Source organism: Pseudoalteromonas sp. SiA1, assembly GCF_018732205.1.
Lineage (GTDB): Bacteria > Pseudomonadota > Gammaproteobacteria > Enterobacterales > Alteromonadaceae > Pseudoalteromonas > Pseudoalteromonas tetraodonis.
In genome coordinates, this window is the sequence record NZ_CP076085.1 from 328,956 (window position 1) to 341,539 (window position 12,584).

Genomic DNA, 12,584 nt, shown 5'->3' on the forward strand with positions numbered 1-12,584 from the left:
TAATGCGCTTTTTGCTTATTATTGTTTGTTTTTTAATTGCTGCGCCAAGTATGGCGCATCAATTAAAATCATCCGTTACAACGGTGTTATTTAATCAGCGTACGCACAACATTGAATTGATGCATCGTTTTTATTTACATGACACAGAGCATGCTGTTGGTAACTTGTTTAAAGGCAAAGTGGATATTATGAGTAACAAGCGTGACCAAAAACGCTTTGCCAAGTATGTTGAATCTCATGTTGCCTTACAAACCTTGAGCGGTGAGCCCCTCACTCTTAATTATGTAGGTGCACAAGTGGATGGTAAGTTTTTTTGGGTGTACCAAGAAGCTGCTATTCCCGATGAGATTGAGGGCATTAGAATGAGTCATGGTGCACTGCGTGATTTGTGGCCTGCACAAGTGAATATGGTGAATGTTGAAGGGCGAGGACAGATAAAAACCTTAAACTTTAGCCAAGACGATACCTGGCTTGAAGCGAAATTTGAGCCGAAATAACCACTATTATTGCGCACCTTTAGAGGGTGCGCACTTTCCTTTATAGCTGATCGAGTTAATTAATTGCATCGTAAAGTCTTTACTATACCAGTTATACAAACCCAAACTATTACGTTATCAAATGAGCTATAATTAAATTTCAATGGACTGAGCTGTTTTTTATATGTTTATTGATATACTTTTTATTAAAGGTTTAGATAACCTAAGCCAAACCTAGCATACTGAGCTAATTATTTAGCGCAAGGAATGAAATGAAAACGCAAATTGAGGCAATCAAAGGTGTTATTTTTGATTTAGACGGAACTTTAGTATCTTCAGAATTAAACTTTTCATTGATAAAAGCCCAAGTAGGTTGCCCTGCAGAGCAAGACTTACTCGATTACATAGAACAACTGCCTTCCCCCTATATGCGTGAAGAAGCAATGAATATAGTGCATCAGCATGAGTTGTTAGATGCACAATCGGCTAAGCTTCTACCTGGCGTTGTAGAGGTTGTTAAAGCGCTACAAGCTAAAAACATACCTATGGCCATTGTTACACGTAATTTTGATAAGGCGGCGACATTAAAGTTACAGAATAACCCGCTACCAATAGAAACAGTACTCACCCGAACAGACGCACCAGCAAAACCCGATCCGAGCGCTTTATTAACGGTTGCAACTCAATGGGAAATGCCGGTTGATAATGTGATTTATGTTGGTGATTATTTATACGACATACAAGCGGCGCACAATGCTAATATGCGTGCCTGTTTGTATGCACCTGATGTAACCCCCGGGTATGCCGAACAAGCCGATTTTGTTATTCATGCGTTTGATGAGTTGGTGTCATTAATTGATAATTACGCTGAAAAAGTTGAGTTATGTTAAATTGAGCTTTGTTTTATTTATTTAATGACATAATGGGTATTATTTAAATTAATACCCAGCTGCTTTTGCACAGCATAGCATATTGAACCACTAGCCCAATACGGTTTGAATTGGTAAAATATCGCAAACCAAATGTATTCAATAGAGGCACAAGATGGGCAGAGCATTTGAAGTCCGCAAAAGTTCGATGGCTAAAACAGCCAACGCAAAAACTAAAGTAAATTCGAAGTACGGTAAAGAAATTTACGTTGCAGCCAAAAGTGGTGAACCTGATCCCGATGTAAATCAAACATTGCGCCGCTTAATTGAAAAAGCAAAAAAAGACCAAGTTCCTGCGCACGTAATCGAAAAAGCAATTGAAAAAGCAGCCGGTGGGGCAGGGGAAGATTACTCTTCAGCCCGTTACGAGGGTTACGGCCCTGGTAATTGTATGGTGATTGTTGACTGTTTAACCGACAACCCAAACCGCACAATTAAAGATGTACGTTTACCGTTTACTAAAACAGATTCAAAAATAGGTACGCCTGGGTGTGTTGCACATATGTTTGATCACCTTGCTGTTTTAGGATTTGCGGGCGATGACGACGAAGTTGTGTTAGAAGCCCTGATGATGGCTGACGTTGATGTAACCGATGTAGAAGCCGAAGATGGCAAGGTATCGGTGTTTGCACCGCATACTGAGTATTTTAAAGCTAAAACGGCACTGGAAGAGGCATTTGAAGGCATTAACTTTGAGGTTGATGAAATTACCTTTGTGCCACAAGTACATGTTGAAATCACTGATGAAGAAGTTATTGCCAACTTTGATAAATTTATCAATATGCTTGAAGATTGCGATGACGTACAAAATGTTTATCATAACGCGACTATTAAAAATTAATTCGTAGCGATTTGAATAGTGATTATTCACTAGCGTTATAAAAAATTAGCTTAGGGTCTGTTGACCTTTGCGGATTAAAATTTGTTCAAACTAGGGGCGGTTTAATCGCGGCGCGAGGTTTGTAACCTAGTGGGCTAAGTAAAAACCGAGCAAAGCTTCCGCGTCCTGCTCACGCCCCTTACCTACATCCATGTAGGCAACAAAGAGTAAATCGCCCCTAGGCAGAACCCTTCGGGCAGCGCCTGTTTGGCATTGATGCTGCGTTATCGCCTATTTATGGGGAATAACCACATTATACCCAAATTGCCTTAATATACAGAATTCAGCGTTTCACAGGGACTTAATATCAAGGCGTTCCCTTTGCAATAATGGTCCTCCCTTTTAAAAAGGAACAACGAAGGGAGTAAGTTCCTGTGAAACGCCCTACGGGTTGGTTTAAAAGCTATTTATGCTGCGTTATTGATTTTAACAAGGGAATAACCATTATTTTCAATCAATGCCTTGTCAAAATAGCTTTTAATTCCAACTGAAACTCGCAGATTAAGGTAATTTGGGTATAGATAGGCTCTGCCTTGCCTAAATACCAAACAGACTGCTGCAAATTTAACCTTGAAAGGTCAACAGACCCTAGTAAAGCTGATTTTTTATTTTTAGGTTAAGTTTTAAGTTAGTGCTGTGCTTTATATTTCAAGCGGTAGCTGTGTAGTAGCGGCTCTGTGTAACCGCTCGGTTGACTAACCCCTTCAAATACCAGTGCTAAAGCAGCTTGATACGCAATACTTTTAGCTAATGTCTGCTCATTAGTTGCCATTGGCGTGTAAAGGCTGTCATGCTCGTTTTGGCCATCAACAACCTTAGCCATCTTTGCCATCACTTTTTGTACTTGCTCTTTGCTACATACACCATGATGTAGCCAGTTGGCGATATGTTGGCTTGAAATACGTAAGGTGGCTCTGTCTTCCATTAAACCAATATGATTAATGTCAGGCACTTTAGAGCAGCCTATTCCTTGGTCAATCCAACGTACTACGTAGCCTAAAATACCTTGCGCGTTGTTTTCAAGCTCGCTTTGAATATCTTCTTTTGATAGCGTTTCAGGGTTGGGCATGAGCGGCGGTGTAAGTAAGCTCTCTAGGCTTGCTATTTGACGCGTGGCAATGCTTTGCTGCAGGCTAAATACATCAACATCATGATAATGCATTGCGTGTAATGTGGCGGCAGTAGGGGAGGGCACCCAAGCGGTATTTGCGCCAGATTGAGGGTGCGCTATTTTTTGCTCCATCATCATCGCCATTTTATCTGGCATTGCCCACATACCTTTACCAATTTGCGCTTTATGGCTTAAGCCACAGGCTAGGCCAATATCAACGTTGCGATCTTCGTAAGCGCTGATCCAAGGCTGTGCTTTAATAGCCGCTTTCGGCAGCACAACACCCGCTTGCATTGAGGTATGAATTTCATCGCCAGTGCGGTCTAAAAAGCCAGTGTTAATAAACACAACACGCTCTTTTGCTGCATGAATACATGCTTTTAAGTTGGCTGATGTTCGACGTTCTTCATCCATAATACCCATTTTAAGGGTGTTTTTAGGCAAGCTCAGCGCCTCTTCAACCATACCAAACAAGGTATTAGCAAAGGCGACTTCATCAGGGCCATGCATTTTCGGTTTTACAATATTAATACTTTGCGCGGTTGAATTTTTAATCGTGTTTTTAGTGTTTAAATCGTGCAAAGCAGCTGTTGCGGTGAACATGGCATCCATAATGCCTTCAAACACATCATTGCCGCTTACATCGGTAATGGCTGGATTTGTCATTAAATGTCCCACATTACGCACAAACATCATACTGCGCCCTTTGAGGGTCAGTTTTTGGCCATCAAGACCTGTATATTGTCGGTCAGCTTGTAACGTGCGGTCGATCATTTTGTCGCCTTTTCTAAACGTTTCAACCAAGTTGCCTTGCATTAAACCAAGCCAGTTTTTGTAAACTTGTACTTTATCTTCTGCATCCACTGCGGCAACCGAGTCTTCACAGTCCATAATGGTTGTTAGTGCGGCTTCTAGCACCACATCTTTTAACCCTGCTTTATCAGCTTGACCAATAGGGTGGTGATGGTCTATTTGCAGCTCAATATGCAATCCATTGTTTTTAAGTAAAATAACACTCGGGTTTTGTGCTTCACCTTGATAGCCAATCAGTTGCTCAGGGTTTTTAAGTGTGGTGTGCGAACTGTCGCGCAGGGTAATAGCAAGGGCGCCGTCAACAATAGAATAGTTAGTACTTTCAATATGCGAGCCATTTTCAAGCGGTAATGCTTTGTCTAAAAACTGCCTTGCGTAAGCCATTACTTTAAAGCCACGAACAGGGTTGTATTGGCTGCCTTTTTCGGCGCCGTCGTCTTCGCTTAATACATCGGTTCCATATAAAGCATCGTACAACGACCCCCAACGTGCATTAGCTGCATTAAGTGCAAAGCGTGCATTACTAACCGGCACCACTAGCTGTGGCCCTGCAGTCAACGCTATTTCTGGCTCTACATTTTGAGTTTCAATACTAAAGTTTTCAGGCTCATCAACTAGGTAGCCAATATCTTTTAAAAACGCTTGATACTGAGCTTGGTCAGCATTTTTATTTGCAAGGTGGTAGTCATCAATTTGCTTTTGTAGCTGTTCACGCTTAGCCAGTAGTGATTTGTTCAATGGTGTAAGTGTTTGCACTATGTTGGCAAAGCTTTTCCAAAACTGGTGTTCATCAAGATGAGTACCAGGTAATAATTGTTTTTTAACAAATTCAGCAAGTTGCTTATCAACGCTGAGTCCTGAATGGGTGAGAGTGTGGCTCATAATTAATATCCTTAAACGGTCCGACAGTGTGCAATTTTTTATATGCGTACACCTACCATATCGCAAAAAAGTGGCTTTGAATGCTTTTTAGTCATTCACAATATGTATAGCCACAATAAAAACTATAAATTTACTAAATCTAAAAAATAAGCCTAATGTTTAATTAAGCGCTACAGAGCTAACGCGATGTAGTCACTCTCTCAACAATAAATATTAATACCCGTTCGAAGGACTTTATTATGACAACATATCAAGGCGAAACAGATACACTAGCAACATTATGCCAATCACAGGGCAGTGCATGGAAAACAATTAATCCTGAATACGCAACACGTATGCGTTTACAAAATCGTTTTCGCTCTGGTGTTGATATTGCACAATTTACAGCAGACATCATGCGTGAAGACATGGCTGCATACGATAAAGACACAAGCCAGTACACACAGTCTTTAGGTTGTTGGCATGGTTTTACTGCCCAACAAATGATGATGGCAATTAAGCGCCATCAAAAAACAACTAAGCGCAGTTACGTATATCTAAGCGGTTGGATGGTTGCAGCGCTTCGCTCTGAGTTTGGTCCTCTTCCAGATCAAAGTATGCATGAGAAAACATCAGTACCGGCACTTATCGAAGAAATCTATACCTTCTTAAAGCAAGCGGATGCACGTGAACTTGACCACTTATTTAATGAATTAGACGACGCAAAAGCAAACGGCGGCGACGTTCAAGCAGTACTTAACAAAATTGATAACTTTGAAACGCACGTTGTACCAATTATTGCTGACATTGATGCCGGTTTTGGTAACGAAGAAGCAACTTACCTGCTAGCTAAAAAGATGATTGAAGCGGGTGCATGTGCTATCCAAATCGAAAACCAAGTATCAGATGCTAAGCAATGTGGTCACCAAGCAGGTAAAGTGACGGTTCCACATGAAGACTTTTTAGCAAAAATTAACGCAGTGCGTTATGCGTTCCTAGAGCTAGGTATTGATAACGGTATTATCGTTGCGCGTACCGATTCACTAGGTGCAAGCCTTACGCAAAAAGTACCGGTTTCAAAAAAACCAGGTGACTTAGCAAGCCAATACAATGCATTTTTAGAAACAACCCCAGTAAACAGTGTTGATGACTTGAATGAAGGCGAAACAGCAATGAAGCTTAATGGTCAGCTTTGTAAGCCAACACGCCTAGACAATGGTTTATACCAGTTCCGCGAAGGCACTGAAAAAGACCGTGTAGTACTAGATTGTGTAACGAGCCTACAGTCAGGTGCTGATTTACTGTGGATTGAAACAGAAAAACCACATGTAAAACAAATTGCTGAACTCGTTAATCGCGTAAAAGAGCAAGTACCAGATGCTAAATTAGTATACAACAACTCACCATCGTTCAACTGGACGCTGAAGTTCCGTGAGCAAGTATACCAAGAATGGCTGGAAGAAGGTCGTGACCTGAGCGCTTACCCAAGTCTTGATGATAACAAAGCGCTTATGGCTCCAGAAATGGATGCAACAGAGCTTGCAGCAGCCGCTGACTTATTAGTACAAAACTTCCAACGCGATGGTGCACGTGAAGCGGGTATTTTCCACCACCTAATCACGTTACCAACGTACCACACAGCAGCATTAAGCACAGATATTCTATCTGAAGGTTACTTTGGTGACTTAGGTATGCTGGCTTATGTACGTGATGTACAGCGTCAAGAAATCCGTCGTGAGCAAGCGTCTGTTAAACACCAAGACCTTGCAGGTTCAAACATTGGCGATACACACAAAGAGTACTTCTCAGGTGAGAATGCACTTAAAGCCGGTGGTGAAGCTAACACCATGAACCAATTTTAATTCAACTAGATAGTGTTACTTAAGGGCCGCAAGGCCCTTTTTTTATGCCTGCATAAAGGAAAAATTTAATAGATCAGTATTTTACTAGCCATTTGGTTAGTGAGATTTTTCAATGCAATGCAGGTTAAAAGTGTAAATAAAATTTAAAGGATGTTTATGCTCGGCTGGAGGGCTTTATGTTGATTACGCTTTAACACGGGTAAGCACAATAAATTACCCGCTTTTTACCGCATATAGATCAGAGTTTAACTAACTGACTTAAAGCAGATCACGATTTAACTAGCTGCTCTTAATACAGATCAGATTTTAACTAACCATGCTAATAACGGCCATTTTTTATTATTAAAGGGGGGTATTTGTCTTTCTAACCCACAATTTGGCCACTTAAACGATTAATTTAAAGGTTTTAGGCAGGTATCGAGAGAGTAATAAACCGATTTTTTACTAACTGCTGCAGCTTATAAAACCTTTTTTTACTAACTGAGGGCTTATAAACAGTGACTCAAACCGATTTTTTACTAACTCACAGCACTATTTCTTCTATAAACCGATTTTTTACCAACTCAGTTTGAAGCTAAGTCCGATATTTAGTTTGAGTATGTAAGGGGTCACTTACATTATTGCTGTAAAGGGGGTTTACACTTGTGAGCTTCGAGCTTCGAGCAACGAGCTTATATAGCTCGTCACTCATAACTCTGCGTTTTATTTCGAATGCTTATCAAACCACCATTGAATATATGCCACTTTGGTCATTAAGTTAGATGGACGGGCAGTAATACCATGTGAGGCGTTTGGAATACGCACCATCGCGGTATCAACCCCCTGCAATTTTAAGGCTTGATAAAACTGCTCTGTTTCTGAAATAGGCGTACGGTAGTCTGCCTCACCCGTGAGTAACATGGTCGGGGTTTTAACATTACCTACATAACTGATGGGTGAGCGTTTCATGTAATGCTCAATATGATCCCATGGTTTACCTGGGAACCAATAGTCAGCAAAGAATGGATAAAAATCGGCAGTGAGTACAAAGCTGATCCAATTTATCACCGGTTTGGCAACCACGGCTGCAGCAAAACGATCTGTATGACCTACAATCCACGCTGTTAATACACCGCCGCCAGAGCCACCGGTTACAAATAACTTAGATTCATCAATAAACCCTTTTGCAATAAGCGCATCAACACCCGTCATTAAATCATCGTAGTCATTGCTGGGGTAATTATGATGAATGGTTTGCGCAAACTCTTTACCGTATGAATCACTACCACGTGGGTTCATGTATAAAACCACGTTCCCTTTAGCGGCAAAAAGTTGTACTTCGGCACTAAAGTGCGGGCCATAATTAGCGACAGGGCCGCCATGAATTTCAAGCACTAGTGGGTATTTTTTTGATTTATCAAAACCCGGTGGGTAAGCAACCCAGCCTTGTATTGGCAGCTCATCGTGGCTTGATTTAAGCCATAATTCTTCAACCTCAGCGAGTTGCTTGGTTGCGAGTGCATCAGAATTTAAATCGGTTAAGCGCTGCGCTTTACCGCGCTTTATTGTGGCTACATCAGCAGGGCGCTGGGTATCGGCCAATGTAAATGCAACATGACCATTTTCACTAATATCGAAATCGCCACCGGAATAAGGGCGACCAAACGCCACACTGCCTATTTTTTCGGTAATCACTTTGCGTTTGCCACTTCGAGGTTGATAAGCCAGCGCAGTTTGCCCTTCATCGGCATAGCTAAAATAAAGCCCTTTTGAGTTCGCGCTCCACTTAATTTGGCCAACACTTCTATCAAAATCGGTGGTTAGGCTGTGAGTATTCCCTGTTTTTAAATCGCGAATATAGAGTTGGGTGTTTTCGTAATTAGTACGCTTGTCGTCATACCCTGTATAGGCAAGGTATTTGCCATCAGGTGACACTTTAGGTTGTTGATCGGGCCCATTACGCTCAGTTAGAGGGAAAATGGCTAGCGAGTCTAAATCGAGTTGATAGAGCTCAGTGTTAGTGGGCTTCAATTCATTATTTTCATTGCGATTAGCAGAAAAATACAATGTTTTACCGTCTTTACTAAAGCTGACTTCCCCACCATTATTAAAATTATCATTGGTGAGTTGTTGAGCATTACCGCCATTGGCATCAAGTGTAAATAATTGACTAAACCCTTTTTCAGTATAACCCCCTCCATCGGCACGATAATAAACATCGTCAATATATTTAGCAGGCTCTGCCCACGTGGCACCTTTTGGTTTTCCAGGTAAGCTGACAGGCGCAGACGCCGCCATTGGAACAAACATACTAAACACCAGCTGGTTTGAATCAGGAGTCCAAGTTAGTGAGCTTGGATTGCTAGTTAAATTACTAACCTTAGCGATAGCCCCTGTTTTTAACCATTTAATATATATTTGGTTGCTACCATCTCGGTTTGATATGAAAGCAAGTCGCTGTCCGTCAGGAGAGACTACTGGCGAGTAATCCATATATACACCAGAAGTTAATGGTTGTAGTTGCCCTGTGTTGTAATCAACAGACCAAATATTGCCTACTTTACGGTCGGTTTTAATATCCATGCGGTTGCGGACAAAATACACGGTTTTACCGTCTTCTGTTATGTCTATTTGGTTGGCATATTCAAGATTGAAGATATCTTGAAGTTGTAATGTATCGGTATTGGCAACAGCTAATTGACTGCTGCCCAGTATAAGACTCATAGCTAAAAGCGTTTTCATTATTTATCCCTGTTTTAAATCACTGCTCTATTTATAGGGTAGGAGAGGGATAATTAACAGTCAGATGCGACGAAGCCAGTATTTAAAACTACCAATGAATGAAGGTGATAAAAGAAAGTAAAAGCTGTAAAGGGGGTTTACAGCTTAGAAGAAGTTATACGCTTGCGCTACAAAGAGCCTTAATGTCTTCAATAAGCGCAACACCTTGGGCGTTATCACCGTGCACACAAATACTATCGGCGTTAAGTTTTAACGATTTTCCTGACTGGGTAGTCACACTGTTACTGGCCAAAAGCTGTTTAACTTGTGTCAATAATGCGTCTTTGTTATGCACACTGCCTGCTATATTTCTTGCTACGAGGTGCCCTTGGTCAGTATATAGCCTGTCTGCGAACGCTTCTAAAACAAGCGTTAGTCCAAGGTGACGTGCCATTGTATGGTGGTGTTTAGCATCGGCCGTGGCGAGTATCATTAACTTTAAGTTTGCAGGGTAACTGGCAACTGCACCCATAACAGTGGTGAGTAGCTGCTGGTTTGTCATCATGTCGTTATACAGCGCACCATGGGGTTTGACATAACGAAGGGTTAACCCTTGTACTTTTGCCATGCCATCAAGAGCAGCTATTTGGTAGTGTAAACACTGAGTGAGCTCGGCCACACTCAGGTTCATTGAGCGTCTGCCAAATCCTTGTTTATCGGGGTAGCTTGGGTGAGCGCCAATCATAACATTATGCTGTTTAGCGAGCTTAAGAGTATTGGCCATAACGCTAGGATCGCCCGCATGAAAACCACAGGCAATGTTTGCCATATCAATATGCGGCATTACTTGATCATCAAGCCCCATTTTCCACGCGCCAAAGCTTTCACCTAAATCACAATTGAGTTTCATATTAGTGGCTCTTTGATTGTTTAATAGTTACCGGTAAGCTGCCTTTAGCAGGGGCTTGACCGAGTAATACTTTAGCAAGTGCTGTAAATGCAGGCCCAGATACTTGCTCGTTTTTGTCTACGTCAATATTATAAGCATATGAAGCTAATACTGCATCGGCAGAGTCGCCAAACTGAGCAATATCATAAGGGGCTCGCAAACTAATAAACACGGTAGGTATTTGGTGCTTGTCAGCCATTTTAAGTAATGATTCAAGTGCTTTAGGTTGCTCTGCGTTATTGAGGGCAAAGTCTGGGTTATCGGCTAAATCATCCATCCCGCCAATTTCCACCGCGCTTTGATTAGGCGTGGCATTTCCGGCAATAATAATATCAGCTTGGTTTATATTACGCTGAGCATCGATTGGGTCAAAACCTTGTAAACTGCTACAGCTATAAACTAATGCGTGTGAGCTCAGTGCCATTATGGCTTGTTGTATGGCCATACATTTACGCGTATCGGGCATAATAATATGAATGTGTTGGCCTGCAGTAAGCTTAAGTGGCAAGGTGTTGTTGTTATTTTTTATTTGGGTGATCGCCGCTAATGCCAGTGACGCTTCTAATTCGCGATGTGCTTTATTACCAATAATGTGTTTGGCATTGGCTAATGCTTTAATGGGATCAGGAAAAGCGTTTAATTTAAATTTACTTTTAAGTGAGGTAATACGCTGTGCTGAATGCGCAATTTCCTGTGCGTTTAGTTGTTCTGATTTAACCGCACTGACTAATGACTCAATGAGAGCATCGAGCTTTTTAATGTCATCTGGCGTTCTAATCTCTATTGGCATCAGCGCAATATCAACCCCAGCGGCAAAGGTGTTTATAATTGCTTGAGTTGGACTAAAAAAGTGACTAATACCTGCCATATCAAGTGCATCGGTTACCACCACACCTTGATAGTTAAGTTCTTTACGTAGAATATCGGTCATGATTTTACGCGACATTGTCGCGGGCTTGATCATTTGTTTGCCATCAACATTAGTCAAGGTACTGCTATCGAGCTCTGGATACTGAATATGCGCGGTCATTATCATGCCCGGACTATGCTGCTCAATAATGTGTTTAAAGGGCGCTAAATCTTGTGCGTAAATCACCTCTTTTGAATGCATCACTTTAGGCAAGCCGGTATGACTATCTACATTGGTGTCGCCATGCCCAGGAAAATGCTTTAGTGCGCTAATAATGCCATTTTTTTCAAATTCACTAACTTGTGCGGCACCTAATACTGCTACATCATTTGGGTTTTCACTAAAAGAGCGGACATTAATGACAGGATTGTCTGGGTTCATGTTTACATCAACGGTTGGCGCGTAATTTACATTAATCCCCAATGCTGAAAGCTCTGTGGCAAGAACATTCGCGGTTTGAGTTGCGAAATAAGTGCCATGCTCAGGGTAGGTGGCGCCAATTGACATATTACCAGTAAATGAAGTGGCCACATCACGTGGCAGTCGAGCTACTCGTCCACCTTCTTGGTCAATTGAAATAAAAAGCGGTAAGCCTGATTTAGAGTGAGACGCAGCTTGTTGCAGTTGCTGATTAAGGCTAATTATTTGTTCAATACTTTGGGTGTTTTCAGAAAATAAAATAACCCCGCCAATATCATAACGGCTAATCGCTTTGGCTAGTGTATCTGGTAACTCGGTTAATGCTGTTCTGCAGCGCTTACTGCTGCCTTGGTGACAAAAATAGCGTAAATCGAGCATAAGTTTTTGCCCAAGTTGCTGTTCAAGCGACAGCGCAGAATCGGCAAAAGAAGATTTTATTGGCATGAAACATCCGATTAAAAAAAGAGAAGACGACAACAGGTACTTATTTAGCAACACACACCTCAAGGCTAAATAAAAATAAAGTGCATGCAGCTTAACTATTATTGAGCTTAACTGCAAAACCCGACATATATAATAAATGTCATTTTATTATTCCAAAAATAACAAAAATTAGGCTACTTAGTTTAATTTCTGTATTATATTTAGGATATATGTAGTACATAGCAGTCGT

At 41.3% G+C, this 12,584-nt stretch carries 8 protein-coding genes; 4 read left to right on the forward strand and 4 right to left on the reverse strand.

Annotated elements, in window-relative coordinates:
* The first annotated feature begins 2 nt into the window (after positions 1 to 2).
* From KK487_RS16935 to KK487_RS16945, 3 genes are all read left to right on the forward strand, one after another.
* Positions 3 to 497 (forward strand): DUF6702 family protein, encoded by a 495-nt coding sequence (locus KK487_RS16935; RefSeq protein ID WP_016899988.1) that lies wholly within the window; start codon positions 3 to 5, stop codon positions 495 to 497.
* Between the two features lie 251 nt (positions 498 to 748).
* Positions 749 to 1,366 carry an HAD family hydrolase gene (locus tag KK487_RS16940; RefSeq protein WP_215522223.1) on the forward strand — a complete coding sequence of 206 codons (618 nt, stop codon included), beginning with the start codon at positions 749 to 751 and terminating at the stop codon, positions 1,364 to 1,366.
* 154 nt (positions 1,367 to 1,520) lie between these two features.
* Complete coding sequence (locus KK487_RS16945) at positions 1,521 to 2,246, forward strand: YebC/PmpR family DNA-binding transcriptional regulator (protein WP_013462824.1); 726 nt, start codon at positions 1,521 to 1,523, stop codon at positions 2,244 to 2,246.
* A gap of 667 nt (positions 2,247 to 2,913) precedes the next feature.
* On the opposite strand, the gene KK487_RS16950 is transcribed toward KK487_RS16945, so the two are convergent.
* Positions 2,914 to 5,091, reverse strand: a complete 2,178-nt coding sequence (locus KK487_RS16950) for a malate synthase G (RefSeq protein ID WP_215522224.1) — start codon at positions 5,089 to 5,091, stop codon at positions 2,914 to 2,916.
* A 239-nt stretch (positions 5,092 to 5,330) separates the two neighbouring features.
* On the opposite strand from KK487_RS16950, the gene KK487_RS16955 reads away from it, so the two are divergent.
* Positions 5,331 to 6,932, forward strand: a complete 1,602-nt coding sequence (locus tag KK487_RS16955) for an isocitrate lyase (protein WP_036955489.1) — start codon at positions 5,331 to 5,333, stop codon at positions 6,930 to 6,932.
* 702 nt (positions 6,933 to 7,634) lie between these two features.
* Here KK487_RS16955 and KK487_RS16960 read toward each other — a convergent pair.
* The 3 genes from KK487_RS16960 to KK487_RS16970 form a co-directional block, all read right to left on the reverse strand.
* A complete protein-coding gene (locus tag KK487_RS16960; protein ID WP_036955486.1) occupies positions 7,635 to 9,653 on the reverse strand; it encodes a S9 family peptidase in 2,019 nt (672 codons plus the stop codon).
* 154 nt (positions 9,654 to 9,807) lie between these two features.
* Positions 9,808 to 10,542, reverse strand: a complete 735-nt coding sequence (locus tag KK487_RS16965; protein ID WP_036955483.1) for a 5-oxoprolinase subunit PxpA — start codon at positions 10,540 to 10,542, stop codon at positions 9,808 to 9,810.
* A gap of 1 nt (position 10,543) precedes the next feature.
* Complete coding sequence (locus KK487_RS16970) at positions 10,544 to 12,355, reverse strand: glycoside hydrolase family 3 protein (protein ID WP_036955481.1); 1,812 nt, start codon at positions 12,353 to 12,355, stop codon at positions 10,544 to 10,546.
* Positions 12,356 to 12,584 lie beyond the last annotated feature (229 nt).